Below are 18,560 nucleotides of genomic sequence, written 5' to 3' on the forward strand. Positions count from 1 at the left end.
TAGTCTGGCTTGTGCATCCCCTTCTGTTTGCGGCACCTTCCTGCTAGTCGCAACAACAAGCAGATAGAGGAACATATGCGCGCCACCCCCGATTTCGATTTCGCGCTCGGTGACAATGCCGAGATGATCCGCGAGAGCGCCGCGCGCTTCGCCGACGACAAGATCGCGCCGCTCGCGGCCAGGGCCGATGCCGAGGACTGGTTCCCGCGCGACGAACTGTGGACCGCGATGGGCGACCTCGGCCTGCACGGCATCACCGTCGAGGAAGACTACGGCGGGCTCGGCCTCGGCTATCTCGAACATGTCATCGCGGTCGAGGAAGTCAGCCGCGCATCGGGCGCGATCGGTCTCAGCTATGGCGCGCATTCGAACCTGTGCGTCAACCAGATCCGCCGCTGGGGCAATGCCGAACAAAAGGCGAAATACCTCCCCAAGCTGATCTCGGGCGAGCATGTCGGCAGCCTTGCGATGTCCGAAGCCGGCGCCGGCAGCGACGTCGTGTCGATGAAGCTCAAGGCCGAGCGGAAGGGCAGCGGCTATGTCCTCAACGGCACCAAATTCTGGATCACCAACGCGACCTGCGCCGACACGCTCGTCGTCTATGCCAAGACCAGCCCCGAGGCGGGATCGCGCGGGATCACCGCCTTCCTGATCGAAAAGGACATGCCGGGGTTCAGCATCGGGCAGAAAATCGACAAGGTCGGCATGCGCGGCTCGCCGACCGCCGAACTGGTGTTCGACGATTGCGAAGTGAGCGAAGAGCAGGTGATCGGCCCCGAAAATGGCGGCGTCGGTGTGCTGATGTCGGGGCTCGATTATGAACGCGTCGTACTCGCGGGACTGCAGCTCGGCATCATGCAAGCGTGCCTCGACACCGTGATTCCTTACGTCCGCGAGCGCAAGCAGTTCGGCAAGCCGATCGGATCGTTCCAGCTGATGCAGGCGAAGGTTGCCGACATGTATGTGATGCTCCAGTCGGCACGCTCCTATGTCTACAACGTCGCCAAGGCCTGCGACGCCGGCCAGACGACGCGCTTCGACGCCGCCGGCTGCATATTGCTGGCGAGCGAGAACGCCGTGAAGGTCGCGGGCGAAGCGATCCAGGCACTGGGCGGCGCGGGCTACACCAAGGACTGGCCGGTCGAACGCTATTGGCGCGACGCCAAGCTGCTCGACATCGGCGCCGGAACCAACGAAATTCGCCGTATGTTGATCGGCCGGGAGCTTATCGGAGCGGGCTGAGACCAGCCGAAGGGGGGCTAAATGAGGGGTATTGGCGGCGGGATGCGCGGCGCGTGAACTGGCTATGGCTTGCCGCCGCGGCCATGGTCGCATCGGCCCTCACCCATTCGATTCTAGGCGAAAAGCGGCTGATCCAGCCGCTGCTGCGCATCAAGCGCGGCATCCTGCTCGCCGACCTGCCGCGCAAGGTCTTTCGCTTCGCGTGGCACGCGATGGCGGTGCTGATGCTGCTGTCGGCGGCGACGGTCGCTTGGCCGGGCACCCCGCGCGGGCTGATTATCGTCCTCGGCATCGGCTGGCTGGGAACCGGACTGGTCAACGCCGCGTGTACCGGTGGACGGCACATCATCTGGCCCTTTCTGGCCGGATCGGGGGTGCTGGCGCTGATCGGAGCCTGGGCTTGAACGACACGCTGCTGACCGCGATGCAATATTATGGCGCCGGCGCGGCGACGCTGGCGGCGCTGGTGGTGTCGCTCAACCTTGGGCGGCGCTGGACCGGCTGGGCGTTCGTGGTGTTCGTCACGAGCAGCATCGCGCTGGTCGCGTGGGGCTTTCTGCAACCCGACAGCGAGGGCATCGGGTGGCAGAATATCGCGCTGCTGATCATCAACGCGATTGGGGTCTATCGTTATCTGATCCTGAAGGAAAAGCCGGGCGGGCAGCCAGCCCAAGAAGAGTAGCGCCAAAGATCCTCCCCACGCGAAGCGATGGGGAGGTGGCAGCGGCGTAGCCGCTGACGGAGGGGTAATGGCGCCGACGTCGAAACCCCTCCACCACCGCTTCGCGGCGGTCCCCCTCCCCAACGCTCCGCGATGGGGAGGATCTTTTGGGCCGCTCCAGACTGTCGAGGTATTTTACCCCCAAACCCGCACGCGCTTGTCGGGCGCCAGATACAGCTTGTCGCCTTCCTTCACGTCGAACGCCTTGTACCAGGCGTCGAGGTTGCGGACCGTCAGCGCGCGGTACATGCCCGGCGCATGGCCATCGGTCGCGACGCGCGCGCGCAGCGCCTCGTCGCGCATCTTGGTCGCCCAGGTCTGCGCATAGGCGATGAAGAAGCGCTGGTCGCCGGTGAAGCCGTCGATCACGGGGGCTTCCTTGCCGTTCAGCGAGGCGCGATAGGCGTCATAAGCGGCCTGCAGTCCCGCGACGTCGGCGATATTCTCACCCAACGTCAGCTTGCCGTTGATCGCGAGGTCGGGGAACGGCTTGTAGGTGTCGAACTGCGCAGCGAGCGCGGCGCCGGCCGCGTTGAACTTCGCGAGATCGGCCGGGGTCCACCAGTTGCGCAGCGCGCCGGTCGAATCGAACGCGGCGCCATTATTGTCGAAGCTGTGGCTGATCTCATGTCCGATCACCGCGCCGATCGCGCCATAATTGTATGCGGGGTCGGCCTTGGGGTTGAAGAAGGGCGGCTGCAGGATCGCGGCGGGGAAGTTCAGCGCATTCTGGACCGGCAGGTTCACGGCATTGACCGTCTGCGGCACCATCCACCATTCACCCTTGTCCATCGGCTTGCCGATCTTGGCGAACTGGTGTGCGGTCTCGGCCTTTTCGCCCGCGACGACATTGGCATAGGCATCGTTGCCGACCGTGTAGCTGCCATAGTCGCGCCAGGTGTCGGGATAGCCCACGCCGACGACGATCGTCTCGACCTTCTTGACCGCTTCCTTCTTGGTGTCGGGCGCCATCCAGTCGAGGCCTTCGACCCGCGTCGCAAAGGCCGCCTTGATGTTGGTCACCATGTCGCCGACTTCGGCCTTCGCCGAGGCGGGGAAATATTTGTCGGCATAGGCCTTGCCGACCGCATCGCCGAGATAGGTGTCGAGCGCGTCGAGCGCGCGCTTGTCCCGCGCACGCTGCTGCGGCGTGCCGGCGAGCGTCGTGCCGTAAAAGGCGAAATGGGCGTTGTCGACCGCGGTCGGCAGCACGTCGCTGTGCGTATTGATCTGGTGGAAGACCAGCCAGTCCTTCCACGCGTCGAGCGGTTCGGATGCGACGAGCGCGGACAGGCCGGTGATCGCCGCCGCGTGATAGGCGCCGAACTTGCTGGCCCCGTCGAGTCCGGCACCCGCCAGATAGGCCGACCAGTCGATGCCGGGGGCCTTTTTCGCGAAATCGGCCTTGCTCCACACGCCCGACGATTTGGCGAAATCCTCGCTGTCTTCGCGCGACACATGCGCCTTGGCGATCTTGACCTCGAGATCGTAGATGCGCTTCGCCTTCGCAGCGGCGTCGGCCTGCCCCGCGGCAGTCAGCAGCCGGGCGATATAGGCCTGATATTCGGTGCGAATCTTCGCCATCTTGGGATCGGCGGACAGATAATATTCGCGCTCGGGCAAACCCAGCCCGCCTTGCAGCACATAGGGAATGACGTCGCCGGGCGTGGCGAGTCCCTGCGTCACGAAGATACCGAACAGGTTTTCGGTGTTGAAGTCGGTGGCATTCAGCGGGTCGACGTCGGCGCGCGTCTGTTCGCCCAGTATCTTCGACAGCGCCGCCTTGTCGGCGATCGCATCGAAGCGCGCGATGTCGGCCGCCACCGGCTTCATGCCCGCGGCGTCGATCGCCTTGGTATCGACATAGGCGCGATAAAAGGCCGCGATGCGCGAATTGTTGCTGTCCGCGCCCGGCGCGCCCTTGACGATCGCATCGACCAGTTCGCGGTTGCGCTTTTCGGTTTCGAGCTGCGCCACATAGAAAGCGCCGATGTTCGACCGGTCGGCCGGAATCTCGGTGGTCTTCGCCCAATTGCCGTTGGCGTAAGCGAAGAAGTCGTCGCCCGGCTTGGCGGCGGTATCCATCGCCGCCTTGTTGATGCCGAGTTCGGTGCCGACGGTATAGGCGGCGCTGCTTGCCTCCTTGCCGCTGGTGCAGGCAACGGGGCCACCGAGGATCGCCGCGGTGGACAGCAGGATGGCGAGGATGGGATGCTTCATGGGGGGAAGGACCTTGTCTGTTTCAAAATATGCCGAAGCGATACGCCTGTGTGCCGATGGTTTCAACGCCAACCGATTTCGGCGTGCGGCGCTTTCCAATCGACGAGCGACCGGCTAACTCCGCCCTTCTGAACGGGAGAGTAATGGACGTGAGCGCACCGGTCCTCGGAACCATGATCAACGCCGATAGCGAAGCCTATCGCGCCAATGCCGCACACAATATCGCGCTGCGGGAGGAACTGCGGGCACGCGTCGCCGAAGCCGGGCTGGGCGGCAATGAAAAGTCGCGCGAGCGCCACACCAGCCGCGGCAAATTGCTGCCGCGCGAGCGCGTCGAGCGGCTGCTCGACGCGGGCTCGCCCTTTCTCGAGATCGGCCAGCTGGCGGCGAACGACCTTTACGAGGGCGAAGTGCCCGGCGCAGGGCTGATCTGCGGCATCGGGCGCGTGTCGGGGCGCCAGTGCATGATCGTGTGCAACGACGCCACGGTAAAGGGCGGCACCTATTATCCGATGACGGTGAAGAAGCATCTCCGCGCGCAGGAGATTGCCGAAGCGAACCGCCTGCCGTGCATCTACCTGGTCGACAGCGGCGGCGCGAACCTGCCGCATCAGGATCAGGTGTTTCCCGACCGCGACCATTTCGGGCGCATCTTCTTCAACCAGGCGAATATGAGCGCCAAGCGCATCCCGCAGATCGCCTGTGTGATGGGCAGCTGCACCGCGGGCGGCGCTTATGTGCCCGCGATGAGCGACGAGACGGTGATCGTCCGCAACCAGGGCACGATCTTCCTCGCCGGCCCGCCGCTGGTCAAGGCGGCGACGGGCGAGGAAATCAGCGCCGAGGACCTCGGCGGCGGCGATTTGCACGCGAAGAAATCGGGGGTCGTCGACCATCTCGCCGAGAATGACGAGCATGCGCTGACGATCGTCCGCGACATCGTCAGCCATTTGGGAACCGACGCGGGCTTTGACGTCGCTATCAAGGACCCGCGCCCGCCCAAATATGACGGCGAGGAGCTCTACGGCATCGTCCCGCAAGACGTGCGCGCGCCCTATGATGTGCACGAGGTGATCGCGCGCATCGTCGACGGCAGCGAATTCCACGAGTTCAAGGCCAATTACGGCGCCACGCTCGTTTGCGGCTTCGCGCATATCTGGGGCATCCCGGTCGCGATCCTCGCGAACAACGGCGTGTTGTTCAGCGAGTCCGCGGTCAAGGGCGCGCATTTCATCGAACTGGCGCAGCAGCGGCGCATCCCCCTGCTCTTCCTGCAGAACATCAGCGGTTTCATGGTCGGTGGGAAGTACGAAGCCGAAGGCATTGCGAAACATGGCGCCAAGCTGGTCACCGCGGTCGCGACCGCGACGGTGCCGAAGATCACGGTGCTGATCGGCGGCAGCTTTGGCGCGGGCAATTACGGCATGTGCGGGCGGGCTTATTCGCCGCGTTTCCTGTTCACCTGGCCCAATGCGCGGATTTCGGTGATGGGCGGCGAGCAGGCGGCGTCGGTGCTGGCGACGGTCCACCGCGATGCGGACAAATGGACGCCCGAGGAGGCCGAGGCTTTCAAGGCACCGATCCGGCAGAAGTACGAGGATGAGGGCAATCCGTACCATGCGACGGCGCGGTTGTGGGACGATGGGATTATCGATCCGGCGCAGACAAGGGATGTGTTGGGACTGGCCTTTGCGGCGACGCTGAACGCCCCGGTCGAAGAGCGCGGGTTCGGCGTGTTCCGGATGTAGGGAAGATATGCGAATTTTATTGCTCTCTTTGGTGGCTTGCTTATCGATCCCTTCGACCTCTAGCGAAGCCAACGAATTCAAAATGCCGCCGCATTTTGACTATGAGCAGCACTATTCGAAGCTTGCTGCAAAACCGCCTTATCTTTCGGCGGATCGCTTGCCGAAGGGATACAAGATCGGAAGATGTCTATTGGTCGTCGATGGCCAGAGCAGAATTTCGGGACCTTGCGCATACATCATTCATAAGGGCGGAGAGTTTCACATTGACGGCCCTAGGCAAGTCTATGATGGGATCGATTACCCCAAAGCTCAAATCACTGCTTACGAGATGTCTACGGATTACTGGGCTAACGTCTTCAAGGACGAAGACGGCAAATGGACCGGTTATGGCAATGAGGATGTCCGCTACGTGAAGGGCGATGGAAGCGCTTGGTACGAACTGGTCAGAAACGGCGCTTGCTATTCAAACGAAACTAAACGCCAGCCATCTGACACCTACCAGCAACTGGTCAAGGTGTGTCTTTGGAAGAAGTGATAGGCTTAGAATGATCCAATCCCTCCTCATCGCCAATCGCGGCGAGATCGCCTGCCGTATCATCCGCACCGCGCGCGAGATGGGCATTCGGACCGTCGCGGTCTATTCGGACGCCGACGCGAAGGCGCTGCATGTGCGCGAGGCCGATGAGGCGGTGCATATCGGGCCGCCACCGGTACGCGAATCCTACCTCGTCGGCGAGAAGATCATCGCCGCCGCCAAAGCCACCGGCGCCGAGGCGATCCATCCGGGCTATGGCTTCCTGTCCGAAAACGCCGAGTTCGCGCAAGCTGTCGCCGATGCCGGGCTCGTGTGGGTCGGACCGAAACCTTCGTCGATCACCGCGATGGGCCTCAAGGACGCGGCCAAGAAGCTGATGGCCGAAGCCGGGGTGCCCGTGACCCCGGGCTATATGGGCGAAAATCAGGACCCAGCCTTCCTCGCTGAACAGGCCGGGCAAATCGGCTATCCGGTGCTCATCAAGGCGGTCGCCGGCGGCGGCGGCAAGGGGATGCGCAAGGTCGACGCCGCAGGCGATTTCCTCGACGCACTCACCTCGTGCCAGCGCGAGGCCGCGGCGTCGTTCGGCAACGCCCATGTGCTGATCGAGAAATATATCCTGACCCCGCGCCATATCGAGGTGCAGGTCTTCGGCGACACCCACGGCAACGTCGTCCATCTGTTCGAGCGCGACTGCTCGCTGCAGCGCCGTCATCAGAAGGTGATCGAGGAAGCCCCTGCCCCCGGCATGGACGACGCGACGCGCGCCGACCTCTGCGACGCCGCGGTGCGCGCGGCGAAGGCGGTCGACTATGTCGGCGCCGGCACGATCGAGTTCATCGCCGACGCCTCGGAAGGCCTGCGCGCCGACCGCATCTGGTTCATGGAAATGAACACACGGCTGCAGGTCGAGCATCCGGTGACCGAGGAAATCACCGGCGTCGATCTGGTCGAATGGCAGCTGCGCGTCGCATCGGGTGAGCCGATTCCGCTGGCGCAGGACGACCTCGCGATCAACGGCTGGGCGATGGAAGCGCGGCTTTATGCCGAGGATCCGAGCAAGGGCTTCCTGCCCTCGATCGGCACACTGGAGCTGTTCCAGCTTCCCGAGCATAGCGGCCGCGTCGACACCGGCGTCTATGAAGGTGCCGAGGTCTCGCCCTTCTACGATCCGATGATCGCCAAGGTCATCGCCTGGGGCGAAGACCGCGAGGAAGCGCGCGAATTGCTGTCCGAGATGCTGGAGGACAGCGCGATCTGGCCAGTGAAGACCAATTCGGCCTTCCTGATCAACGCGCTCGACCACCCCGACTTCGTCGCGGGCAGCGTCGATACCGGGCTGATCGGCCGCGACGGCGACAGCATGACCGCCGAGCCCGAGCCGTCGGCGCAGGCGCTGACCAACGCCGCGATGGCGATGACGCCGCGTGTCCTGCAGGCGGGTTTCCGCCTCAACGCGCCCGATGTGCGCAGCGCGCCCTTCCTGCTCGACGGCAAGCGCGTCGAGGTGATGCTCCACGGCCCCGGCGCCGAAGAACCCGCCCCCGCGATGCTCGTCGCCGAAGCGGGATCGGTGTGGCAGCTCACCCTCTGGCGCGCGGCGGGCGGCACAGGCGGGGCCGCAGGCGACGGCGCGATCCTGTCGCCGATGCCTGGCAAGATCATCGCGGTGGAGGTCGCCGCGGGCGACACGGTGACCAAGGGCCAGAAACTGCTGACGCTCGAAGCGATGAAGATGGAGCACAGCCTGACCGCGCCCTTCGACGGGGTGGTCGCCGAACTCAATGCGGTGGCCGGCGCGCAAGTGCAGGTCGAAGCGCTGCTGGTGCGGATCGAGAAGGAAGAAGGCTGATGGCCGGCAAATATTTCGACGAATGGGCGATCGGCGATACGCTGGCGCATGACATCCGCCGCACGGTGACCGAGACCGACAATCTGCTGTTCACGGTGATGACGCACAATCCGCAGCCGCTGCACCTCGACGTCGAGGCGGCGAAGGCGTCGGAATTCGGCCAGATCCTCGTCAACGGCACCTTCACCTTCAGCTTGATGGTCGGGCTGTCGGTCGGCGATACGACGCTCGGCACGCTGGTCGCCAACCTCGGTTACGACAAGCTCGTCATGCCCAAGCCGGTGTTCATCGGCGACACGCTTCGCGCCGAATCCGAAGTCGTTGGTCTCAAGGAGTCCAAATCGCGGCCGAATGCGGGTATCGTGACCTTCCTGCACCGCGCGATCAACCAGCGCGACGAAATCGTCTGCCAGTGCGAACGCTCCGCGCTGATCAAGAAGAAGAACTGATTTTTCCGTTCGGTTCGAGCGAAGTCGAGAACCGTTTGCCCTTCGCGCGTCTCGACTTCGCTCGACACGAACGGCATAGGTGATGGCATGAGACTCCGCTCCCTCCTCTTCGTCCCCGGCGACCGGCCCGAACGCTTCGCCAAGGCCGCCGCCTCGGGCGCCGACGCGATCATCCTCGACCTCGAGGATTCGGTGTCGCTCGCGAACAAGGATGTCGCCCGCCACGCGATCGCCGACTATTTGGCGGGCACCCGCGAGGTGATCACCTTGGTGCGCGTCAATCCGCTCGACGGCCATCTGACCGCCGCCGACGTCGCCGCGATCATCGCCGCGCGCCCCGACGCGATCATGCTGCCCAAGGCCGAAGGCGCCCCCAGCATCCAGCAACTCGACACCATCATGCGCAGCGAGTCGGCAAGCGACGCGTCGCTACCAGCGATCCTGCCGATCGCCACCGAAACCCCCGCCGCCCTCTTCACCCTCGGCAGCTACCGCGAAATCAAGGATCGGCTCGTCGGACTGACCTGGGGCGCCGAGGACCTGCCCGCCGCGATCGGCGCCACAACGAGCCGCGAAGCCGACGGCAGCTATACCGCGCCCTATGACGTCGCCCGCGCCATGACGCTCTTTGCCGCGCACGCCGCGGGCACCGCCGCGATCGACACGGTCTTTCCCGCGATCAAGGACGAGGCCGGCCTCGCCGCCTATGCCGCCCGCGCGCGGCGCGACGGTTTCACCGGCATGATGGCGATCCATCCGTCGCAGGTCGGCCCGATCAACGCCGCCTTCACCCCCGCCGCCGACGAGGTCGCGCGGGCTCAGGCGATCGTCGATGCCTTTGCCGCCAACCCCGACGTCGGGGTGCTGCAGGTCGACGGCAAGATGGTCGACGCGCCGCACCTGAAACAGGCGCGGCATATCCTGTCGCTGGCGGACTAAAGAACTTCGCACCCAATCTCCATTGGTGTCGAGCGAAGTCGAGACACCCTGAAGGCGGGGGTTTCCCAAGCGTGTCTCGACTTCGCTCGACACAAACGGGAATTTAGGCCGGCTTTCGCCCGAACGGCCGGTGCCGCCTGATCCAGGCCTTGCCCTTGTGCCAGTTCTTGCGCATCCCGCGCTCGGGGATCGCATCGAACATCGCGTCGGGGCTTTCGGGGTCGAGCAGTTCATGCTCGGCGATATATTGGTCGAACGGCCCCGGTTTGGTCAGGTCGAGCAGTTCGAGCGTCCGCCCTTCGCTCCCGCGCAACGCCTCGATCGCCGCAACCAGCGACCCGCTGCCTTCGAACGCGCGGCCGACCTCGCTCGGCTCGACCCCCAGATGCTCGGCGATCAGCGACTCGCGCAGCCGGCGGATCGTCGGCTCAACCCCGGTGTTCGCCGCCAACGCGGCATCGATCGTCACATCGCATTCGCTGTCGAGCCCCATCGAGCGGTTGTTCATGTTCGCCGACCCGACACGGATCATCCGGTCGTCGACGATCGCGGTCTTGGCATGGACATAGATGGCCTCGCCCCCCTCGGTATGCGGGACATAGACGCGCAGCCGGTCGCCATGCTTCGCCTTCGCGATTTCGCGCACCAGCTGCACGCGCGCGGCGTCCATCGCCATCTGCTCCAGCCAGCCGTCAGCCTGCTTCGGCATCACCAGCACAAATTCGGGCGGATCGTCCTCGTTCAGCCGCTCGGCGATCGCGGCAGCGATCTTGGCGCTCGTGAAATATTGATTTTCGAAATAGATGAAGCGCTGCGCCGCCGCGATCATGTCGAGATAGAGCTGCTCGATCTCGCGGATTTCCTCATAGCCGTCATATTCGGCGCGGGTGCGCGAAATGGCGACATCGACCCCGAAGAAGTCGGCCTCGAGCGCTTCGGGCCAATTCTCCCCGTCGCCCTTCACCTCGCGCAACGGCTTCTTGGTCGCGCGCTGCCACCGCTCGTTGCCCAGTTCGGCCAGCGCATTGCCGACCGGCCCGGCGAGGATCATCGTCGAATCATGCCAGGGCATATAGGATTTATCGTCGGGATCGGTGCGGCGCGGATCTTCGTCGGAGTGGTCGCGCGTATCCCAGCGGCGCGCGGCGACGTCGATGCCGCCGCATACCGCCAGATGGTCGTCGAACACCGCGACCTTCTGGTGATGGCTACACCCGAACGGGTGCGCGCTGTCCATGCGAAAGCTGATCGAGCGCGTCAGTTTCCAGCGCGCGATCATCGTCACGATGGCGGGCGACAGATATTGCTTCAGTCCGCCGAAATTCCATCGCAGGATGTCGATGTCGCGATCGGGGGCATCATGCGCCAGCCGCAGCAGATAGTGGCCGAGCGCCTCGCCCTCGCCCTTCTCGTCGGGGCATAGGGCGATGCGCGGATCGAAGTCCCAGCCGATCAGCAGGATGCGTTCCTTCGCACCCGCCATCAACTCTTTGAGCAGCGCATAATAATCGGCGGCATCGACGATCATCCGCGCCTTGTCGGCGCGTTCGATCCGCCAGCAATTGCGGCCTTCGACAACGATCGGGGAAAGCGCGCCCTCGCTCATGGTCGCTGAGACGCACCGCAACCACTTTGGTTGCCCCGACCTGCAAAGACGCCATCAAGCAGCGTGGAACTGCTCCGGCGTCAGCGCCATCATCGCCTCGCTGCCCGCCTCGATCTTGCGGCGCAGCGCGCCCGCGTCGGGCATGAAGCGTTCGGCGAAGTGACGCGCGGTGACCAGCTTGGCCTCCATGAACGCCTTGTCGCCGCGACCCTCGACCAGCGCCTTTTGCGCTGCTTCGGCCATCATCAGCCACATCGACCCGAGCGCGACGATACCCATGATGTGCATATAATGATGCGCGCCGGCGCCGACATTGTTCGGGTTGGCCATGCCGTTCGCCATGAACCACATCGTCGCGGCCTTGAGCTCGCCATTGGCCTTTTCAAGGCGTTCCGCGAAATCGGCGAGCTCGGGCACGTCCTTCGCCCGCGCGCATTCGCCGTCGACCACCGCGAACAGCGCCTGCACCGCACGCCCGCCGTTCTGCGCCAGCTTGCGCCCGACAAGGTCCATCGCCTGCACCCCGTTGGCGCCTTCGTAGATCATCGTGATGCGGGCATCGCGGACATATTGCGACATGCCCGTTTCCTCGATGTAGCCGTGCCCGCCGAACACCTGCTGCGCGTTGGTCGCGACCTCATAGCCCTTGTCGGTGCCATAGCCCTTGATCACGGGGGTGAGCAGGCTGACGAGGTCGTCGGCCTGCTGGCGTTCCTCCTCGGTCTCGGCGACATGCGCCAGATCGACCTGCAGCGCACCCCACAGGCACAGCGCCCGCAGCCCCTCGACCGTCGCCTTGCCGTCCATCAGCATGCGGCGCACGTCGGGGTGGACGAACAGCGGATCGGCCTTTTCCTGCGGGTCCTGCGGGCCGGTAAGCGCGCGGCCCTGGCGACGGTCCTGCGCATATTGCACCGCGTTCTGGAACGCGATTTCGGCCTGCCCCAGCCCCTGGATGCCGACGCCCAGCCGCGCGGCGTTCATCATCACGAACATCGCGGCGAGCCCCTTATTCTCCTCGCCGACCATCCAGCCAGTCGCGCCGTCGTAGTTCATCACGCAGGTCGAATTGGCGTGGATGCCCATCTTGTGCTCGATCGACCCGCACAGCAGCTGGTTATGATCGCCGAGCGAGCCGTCTTCGTTCACCAGATATTTGGGCACGATGAACAGCGAAATGCCCTTGACGCTGTCGGGCGCATCGGGGGTCTTCGCCAGCACAAGGTGGATGATATTGTCGGTCAGGTCATGTTCGCCCGACGAGATGAAGATCTTGGTGCCGGTGATCGCATGGCTGCCGTCGCCATTGGGCACCGCGCGGGTGCGGATCAGGCCGAGGTCGGTGCCGCAGTGCGGTTCGGTCAGGTTCATCGTCCCGCCCCACTCGCCGGAAATCATCTTGGGGACATAGATGGCCTTCTGCTCGTCCGATCCCTTGACGAGGATCGCGGCGACCGCGGCCTGGGTCAGACCGGGGTACATGGCGAACGCCTGATTGGCCGCCATGCGATATTCCTCGACCGGGAAACCGACGACGTGCGGCAGGCCCTGTCCGCCGAACTCTTCGGGCTGGGTCAGCAGCGTCCAGCCGGCGTCGCAATAGGCCTTATACGCCTCCTTGAAACCCGCCGGGGTGGTGACGCTGCCGTCTTCGTGGCGCGTACAACCTTCGAGGTCGCCCGACAGGTTGATCGGGAACAGCACTTCTTCGCAGAACTTGCCCGCCTCGGTCAGCACCGCCTCGACCATGTCGGGGCTCGCATTGGCGAAGCCCGGCAAATTGGCGTAGCGCTCGATCCCGAGCACTTCGTTGATCAGGAACAGCGTGTCTTGGACGGGGGCGCGATAGACGGGCATGCGAAATCTCTCTGCAAAACAGGGGTTGGTATCATGTCTTGCCCGGGGAGGCTGGATTGTCGAGCGTCAGTTCGCCTTTTGGCGCGCGTCGACCTTTTTCACCATGTCGATGAAGCGTGACAGTTCATCGACGGCGCTGTCGATGTCGTCCCGCTGGCTGCGGAGCAACGCGATGCGCTCCTGGCATTTTTCGATCGTCACCTGGCGCTGGGTCTTGCGGTCGTCGCCGACGTCGTAAAGGTCGATCATCTCGCGAATATCGGCGAGGCTGAAACCGGTGCGCTTGGCGCGCAGGATCCAGGCAAGCCGCGCCCGGTCGCGCTTCGAATAGATGCGCGACAACCCCTTGCGCGACGGGCTGATCAGCCCCTCATCCTCATAGAAGCGCAGCGCACGCGCGGTGACGCTGAACTCCGACGACAGGTCGGTGATGCTGAACTGTTCGCGGCCGAGGTGATCGGGCGTATCGATGTGGGCGTGGCCGTAATCGTCGGTCATCGGAGGAGAATAGTTTCCGTTGACGTGAACGTCAAGGCTGGCGGAGCGGAAGGAAACCGGTGGATCAGGCGCCGCACGGCATGATCATATTGCCGCGCTTGTCCTTCATCTGCAAGCGCCTTGCATCGCCCTCCGCCCAGCTCGCACGCGGCAGACGCAGACCCGACAACGACGCGCGTTCGGGGCAGAGCTTGTCGCACTGCGACGGCAGCCCGCCGGGCAGTTGCAGCTCATCCTCTTCCTCGCGAACCAAAGCGCTGCAGCCCTCGGCGCCGGCGAAATCGAGCCGCCAGCCTTCGCCGTCGCGAATGATGCGTCCGCTCGCCTCGCACGACAGGCCCGGGCCGAAGGCGGCGGTGACGGCGAAGCGCCAGCGGTCGGCGCCGTCGGGGACGACGCACATCGCGTCGCGGCCCAGATCGTGGCGCCGTTCGAACACGCCGGTCAGGTCGGTCGCCTCGGGCCGGACGATCCCGCGTTCGCGCGCCGCGATCTCGAGCGGATTGCCGCTATCGGCGCGCTCGGCGGCCTCGGGCGCGGGCCGCCCGCAGGCCGCGAGCAGCAGCAACAGCGCGCAGCCGAACTTACGCATCATCGTCGAGGAAGGTCAGCCGGCCATCGCTCTCGACGCGGCGATAGAAGCAGGATCGCCGCCCGGTGTGACAGGCCGGCCCCGCGGGGGTGACGCGGAGCAACAGCGCGTCCTGATCGCAATCGACGCGCATTTCGACCATCGCCAGCCCGTTGCCCGAGGTTTCTCCCTTACGCCACAAGGCCTTACGTGACCGCGACCAGAAATGCGCCTGCCCCGTCTCCTGCGTCAGCCGGATCGCGGCATCGTTCATATGCGCCACCATCAGCAAAATCCCGCTGTCCGCATCGGTGACGATCGCCGTCACCAGTCCGGCGGAATCAAAACGCGGGTCGAAGCGGTCGGTGGCATCACGGATATCGGTCATGACAGGCGCTTTAGAGCAGGACAAATGCAACTGTCACGCAAGAGTCCAAATTGGGGGGGCGACAATTGCGATTCCCCTCCCTATATGCGCCGCAGTCACTGCCCCGCACAGCTGGACAAAAATGCTCACCACACACCCGTTCGATGACGACAAGCTCCGTGAGGAGTGTGGCGTCTTTGGTATTCACGGCGCCGAAAGCGCGGCCGCAGTCGTCGCGCTGGGCCTCCACGCGCTCCAGCATCGCGGCCAGGAGGCCGCGGGCATCACCGGCTTCGACGGCAGGGAGTTCCATACCCACCGCGCGATGGGCCATGTCGCGGGCAATTTCGACCGCGACGACATCATGCGCCAGCTCGCCGGTGCCTCGGCGGTCGGGCATGTCCGCTATTCGACGACCGGCGAAACCGCGCTGCGCAACGTCCAGCCGCTCTACGCCGACCTGTCGACCGGCGGTTTTGCCGTCGCGCACAACGGCAATATTTCCAACGCGACGGCGCTGAAGAAGATTCTCGTCCGCCGCGGTTCGATCTTCCAGTCTACGAGCGATACCGAGGTGATCATCCACCTCGTCGCGACGTCGAACTATCGCACCCTGCTCGACCGCTTCATCGACGCGCTGAAACAGGTCGAGGGCGCCTATTCGCTGATCTGCCTGACCGCCGAGGGCATGATCGGCTGCCGCGACCCGCTCGGCATCCGCCCGCTGGTCATCGGCAAGCTTGGCGATGCCTTCATCCTCGCGTCGGAAACCGTGGCGCTCGACGTCGTCGGCGCCGATTTCGTGCGCTCGGTCGACCCCGGCGAACTGGTGATCATCCGCGACGGCGAACTCACCTCGCACCGCCCCTTCGCCGAACGCCCGGCGCGCCCGTGCATCTTCGAATATGTCTATTTCTCGCGTCCCGATTCGATCGTCGACGGGACGAGCGTCTATTCGGTGCGCAAGGCGATCGGCGCCGAACTGGCGCGCGAAAATCCGGTCGAGGCCGACCTCGTCATCCCGGTTCCCGATTCGGGCACCCCGGCGGCGATCGGCTACGCGCAGGAATCGGGCATTCCGTTCGAACTCGGGATCATCCGCTCGCACTATGTCGGGCGCACCTTCATCCAGCCGGGCGACAAGGTCCGTCACCTCGGCGTCAAGCTGAAGCACAATGCGAACAAGGCGCTGATTGCCGGCAAGCGTGTGGTGCTGATCGACGATTCGATCGTGCGCGGCACGACGAGCCTCAAGATCGTGCAGATGATGCGCGATGCCGGCGCGACCGAGGTGCATATGCGCATCGCCAGCCCGCCGACCCAGCACAGCTGTTTCTATGGCGTCGACACCCCCGAGCGCGCCAAGCTGCTCGCGGCGCAGATGACGGTCGGGCAGATGGCGAATTTCATCAACGCCGACAGCCTGTCGTTCATCTCGATCGACGGCCTGTATCGCGCGCTCGGCGAGGCCGAACGCAGCGACCGCGCGCCGCAATATTGCGACGCCTGCTTCACGGGCGACTATCCGACCACGCTCACCGATTTCGACGAGCATGGATTGGAAGATCAATTTTCCCTGCTCGCCGAACGAGTTGTCTGACACGATGCATATTCAGTCTGAAGAATTGGCGGGCCAGGTCGCGCTCGTCACCGGGGCAAGCCGTGGCATCGGCGAAGCGATCGCCGAAGCACTGGCGGCGCGCGGCGCGCATGTCGTCATCACCGCGCGCACCGCGGGCGGGCTCGAAGAGCTCGAAGACCGCATCCATGCCGCCGGCGGCAGCGCCACGATCGCGCCGCTCGACCTGACCGACGGCGACAGCATCGCCCGGCTGGCGAGTGCGATGGCCGAACGCTGGCAGAAGCTCGACATGCTGGTGCTCAACGCCGCGATGCTCGGCACGCTGACCCCGGTCGGCGCGATCGACGGCAAGGAATTCAACAAGCTGCTGACGCTCAACCTGATCGCACAGCAGGCGCTGATCGCCAATTTCGACCCTTTGCTGCGCCGCGCCGCCAACGGTCGCGTCCTCGCGCTGTCGAGCAGCGTGGCGCGCGAACCGCGCGCCTATTGGGGCGCCTATGCCGCGACCAAGGCGGCGCTCGAAACGTTGATCACAAGCTATGGCGCCGAGATGCGCAATATCTCAACCGTGCGCACCGCGATCCTCGACCCCGGGGGCACCCGCACCCAGATGCGTGCGCGCGCCTATCCCGGCGAAGACCCGCAGAGCATCAAGGACCCCGCCGCGGTCGGCGCCTTTGTCGCGCGACTGATGATCGACGGCTTCGACAGCACCGCCTTTCATGCGCTGCCCAAGGTGATGGCGGAGGCTTAACGCGATATTTGCTTTCGCGACCTAGGATGTCCGTTCGATACGGGTTTTCATGAAGGTTTCGGGAATGACCAGCGGACTTATTCGATCGGCGATTGCAACGATCGTCGGCATCGTCGTGGCGTTCGGCCTCATCCTGCTCTTCCAATATGCCAGCGCGAGCCTGTTTCCCGCCGGCTATGACACGGCGGTCTATGATGTTTCCGCCGAGGAAATCGAGGCGCCGCTTGGCACGACGATCGCGCTGATCATCGGTTGGTTCGTCGGCACCTTCGCCGGCGGATGGCTCGCCATGCGGGTGTCGGCAGGCACTGGCGCCGGCTGGATCGTCGCCGGCGCGGTGATGGGTGCGGCCATCTACCGCGCCTCTTCGCCCGTCGACGAATGGTGGATTTTTGCCCTGGCCGTACTCGTCCCCGCCGCCGCTGCCTGGCTTGCGCAGCGCGCGACGGGCTTCGCGACCCCGGCTACGGCTTGACCGCGGCGTCCTTGTCGACGGCCGCCTGCACCGTCTTGTAAAACGCCTCGCGCGCCGCGCCGACGCCCTCGGGATCGGTCGCGGTCGGCCAGTTGCCGTTCGACGCGATCACCAACTTGCGCTTGGGATCGATGAAGATCCCCTGCCCGAAGATGCCCTGCGCGGCGAAGCTGCCGTCGTCATTGGTCCACCATTGATAGCCATAGCCGCGGCCCGGGATGTCGATGCCCGTCTGTTTGGTCGTGGCCGACGCGATCCAGTCGTCGGGCAGGACCTTCTGCCCGCCCGCAACGCCGCCGTTCAGGATGAACTGGCCGAAACGTGCATAATCCTTGAGGCTCGCCGACATGCAGCAGCCGCTGATCTCATGCCCCGTCGGCCCGAGCATCCACACCGCATTCTGCTCCATGCCGAACGGCTTCCAGACCTTCTCCGACAGATAGGCGGACAGCGTCTTGCCCGTCGCGCTCGACACCAGCACCCCGATAAGATTGGTCTCGCCGGTCTTGTACACCCACTTCGACCCCGCAGGCGCTTCACGCGGCAAGGTCTTCATATAGCTGACGGTGATGTCTTCTCCCGCCACCGGTTTCTGCAGGTTGAACTGCGCCACATCGGATTTGGGATCGGTATAATCCTCATTCCATTTGACGCCCGAAGTCATCGTAAGCAGCTGCTTCACCGAGACATCGTCATAGGCCGAGCCCTTGAGCCCGGGGATATAGACGGTGACCTTGTCGTCGAGGCTCTTGATATAGCCGTCCTTCACCGCAGCACCGACCAGCGTCGAGGTGAAGCTCTTGGCGACCGAAAAGCTCGTCCAACGGCCCGCGGCGCTATAGCCGAGCGCATATTTTTCGAGCCTGATCTTACCGTCCTGGACAATGATCAGCCCGGCATTGCGCTGCTTGCCCATATAGGCATCGACATCGGCCCCGATATCGAGCGGCTTGCCCTGCGGCAAGGGATAGACCGGCCCTCCGGCTTCAACGGTGTTGACCACGACCTTGGGCACCGTCTCCATCGTGCGAAAAGCGGCGTCGCGTTGATCCTGGGTCCAGAACAGCACATTCAAATCCTTCGGCAGAGTGTCGGTTTTCGTGGGTGCGGGGGATGTGCATCCCGCCGTCGCGCACAGCAG

At 64.5% G+C, this 18,560-nt stretch carries 18 protein-coding genes; 11 read left to right on the forward strand and 7 right to left on the reverse strand.

Annotated features, from left to right (window positions below; all coding sequences use genetic code 11):
* The first annotated feature begins 75 nt into the window (after positions 1–75).
* The 3 genes from EEB18_RS19550 to EEB18_RS19560 are packed head-to-tail and all read left to right on the forward strand — an operon-like array spanning position 76 to position 1,924.
* On the forward strand, positions 76–1,242 hold the full coding sequence (locus EEB18_RS19550; RefSeq protein ID WP_056347342.1) for an isovaleryl-CoA dehydrogenase: 1,167 nt from the start codon (positions 76–78) through the stop codon (positions 1,240–1,242).
* A 53-nt stretch (positions 1,243–1,295) separates the two neighbouring features.
* Positions 1,296–1,646, forward strand: a complete 351-nt coding sequence (locus EEB18_RS19555; RefSeq protein WP_056347344.1) for a hypothetical protein — start codon at positions 1,296–1,298, stop codon at positions 1,644–1,646.
* Positions 1,643–1,924: a hypothetical protein gene (locus EEB18_RS19560; RefSeq protein ID WP_187141921.1), complete on the forward strand. Its 282-nt coding sequence runs from the start codon at positions 1,643–1,645 to the stop codon at positions 1,922–1,924. The genes EEB18_RS19555 and EEB18_RS19560 overlap by 4 nt, the downstream gene beginning before the upstream one ends.
* A gap of 174 nt (positions 1,925–2,098) precedes the next feature.
* On the opposite strand, the gene EEB18_RS19565 is transcribed toward EEB18_RS19560, so the two are convergent.
* Positions 2,099–4,183 carry a M13 family metallopeptidase gene (locus EEB18_RS19565; RefSeq protein WP_187141922.1) on the reverse strand — a complete coding sequence of 695 codons (2,085 nt, stop codon included), beginning with the start codon at positions 4,181–4,183 and terminating at the stop codon, positions 2,099–2,101.
* 149 nt (positions 4,184–4,332) lie between these two features.
* On the opposite strand from EEB18_RS19565, the gene EEB18_RS19570 reads away from it, so the two are divergent.
* From EEB18_RS19570 to EEB18_RS19590, 5 genes are all read left to right on the forward strand, one after another.
* Positions 4,333–5,931 carry a carboxyl transferase domain-containing protein gene (locus EEB18_RS19570; protein ID WP_187141923.1) on the forward strand — a complete coding sequence of 533 codons (1,599 nt, stop codon included), beginning with the start codon at positions 4,333–4,335 and terminating at the stop codon, positions 5,929–5,931.
* Between the two features lie 7 nt (positions 5,932–5,938).
* Entirely contained in the window at positions 5,939–6,466 is a 528-nt protein-coding gene (locus EEB18_RS19575; RefSeq protein WP_187141924.1) for a hypothetical protein, read from the forward strand.
* 10 nt (positions 6,467–6,476) lie between these two features.
* A complete protein-coding gene (locus EEB18_RS19580; protein ID WP_187141925.1) occupies positions 6,477–8,318 on the forward strand; it encodes an acetyl/propionyl/methylcrotonyl-CoA carboxylase subunit alpha in 1,842 nt (613 codons plus the stop codon).
* A complete protein-coding gene (locus EEB18_RS19585) occupies positions 8,318–8,767 on the forward strand; it encodes a MaoC family dehydratase (RefSeq protein ID WP_187141926.1) in 450 nt (149 codons plus the stop codon). The genes EEB18_RS19580 and EEB18_RS19585 overlap by 1 nt, the downstream gene beginning before the upstream one ends.
* Before the next feature lie 87 nt (positions 8,768–8,854).
* Positions 8,855–9,706: an HpcH/HpaI aldolase/citrate lyase family protein gene (locus EEB18_RS19590; protein ID WP_187141927.1), complete on the forward strand. Its 852-nt coding sequence runs from the start codon at positions 8,855–8,857 to the stop codon at positions 9,704–9,706.
* A gap of 103 nt (positions 9,707–9,809) precedes the next feature.
* Here the strand turns inward: EEB18_RS19590 and EEB18_RS19595 are convergent, their stop codons facing one another.
* From EEB18_RS19595 to hisI, 5 genes are all read right to left on the reverse strand, one after another.
* A complete protein-coding gene (locus EEB18_RS19595) occupies positions 9,810–11,312 on the reverse strand; it encodes a phospholipase D-like domain-containing protein (protein WP_187141928.1) in 1,503 nt (500 codons plus the stop codon).
* Between the two features lie 54 nt (positions 11,313–11,366).
* Complete coding sequence (locus EEB18_RS19600; protein ID WP_187141929.1) at positions 11,367–13,169, reverse strand: acyl-CoA dehydrogenase C-terminal domain-containing protein; 1,803 nt, start codon at positions 13,167–13,169, stop codon at positions 11,367–11,369.
* 66 nt (positions 13,170–13,235) lie between these two features.
* Positions 13,236–13,667 (reverse strand): MerR family transcriptional regulator, encoded by a 432-nt coding sequence (locus EEB18_RS19605; protein ID WP_056347361.1) that lies wholly within the window; start codon positions 13,665–13,667, stop codon positions 13,236–13,238.
* A 64-nt stretch (positions 13,668–13,731) separates the two neighbouring features.
* On the reverse strand, positions 13,732–14,262 hold the full coding sequence (locus EEB18_RS19610; protein WP_262408015.1) for a hypothetical protein: 531 nt from the start codon (positions 14,260–14,262) through the stop codon (positions 13,732–13,734).
* Entirely contained in the window at positions 14,252–14,626 is a 375-nt protein-coding gene (gene hisI, locus EEB18_RS19615) for a phosphoribosyl-AMP cyclohydrolase (RefSeq protein ID WP_187141930.1), read from the reverse strand. The genes EEB18_RS19610 and hisI overlap by 11 nt, the downstream gene beginning before the upstream one ends.
* 121 nt (positions 14,627–14,747) lie before the next feature.
* Between hisI and purF the strand changes: the two genes are divergently transcribed.
* The 3 genes from purF (at position 14,748) to EEB18_RS19630 (ending at position 17,419) form a co-directional block, all read left to right on the forward strand.
* The gene (gene purF / locus EEB18_RS19620; protein ID WP_056347365.1) at positions 14,748–16,205 is read left to right on the forward strand and encodes an amidophosphoribosyltransferase; all 1,458 of its coding nucleotides are present in this window, start codon (positions 14,748–14,750) and stop codon (positions 16,203–16,205) included.
* Positions 16,206–16,209: 4 nt separating this feature from the next.
* Complete coding sequence (locus tag EEB18_RS19625) at positions 16,210–16,944, forward strand: SDR family NAD(P)-dependent oxidoreductase (RefSeq protein ID WP_056347367.1); 735 nt, start codon at positions 16,210–16,212, stop codon at positions 16,942–16,944.
* 64 nt (positions 16,945–17,008) lie between these two features.
* Positions 17,009–17,419: a hypothetical protein gene (locus EEB18_RS19630; RefSeq protein ID WP_056347369.1), complete on the forward strand. Its 411-nt coding sequence runs from the start codon at positions 17,009–17,011 to the stop codon at positions 17,417–17,419.
* Here the strand turns inward: EEB18_RS19630 and EEB18_RS19635 are convergent.
* Positions 17,409–18,488 (reverse strand): serine hydrolase domain-containing protein, encoded by a 1,080-nt coding sequence (locus EEB18_RS19635; RefSeq protein WP_262408016.1) that lies wholly within the window; start codon positions 18,486–18,488, stop codon positions 17,409–17,411. The genes EEB18_RS19630 and EEB18_RS19635 overlap by 11 nt on opposite strands.
* Positions 18,489–18,560: the final 72 nt, after the last annotated feature.

The sequence above is a fragment of the Sphingopyxis sp. OPL5 genome (assembly GCF_003797775.2).
In the GTDB taxonomy this organism is placed as follows: Bacteria; Pseudomonadota; Alphaproteobacteria; order Sphingomonadales; family Sphingomonadaceae; genus Sphingopyxis.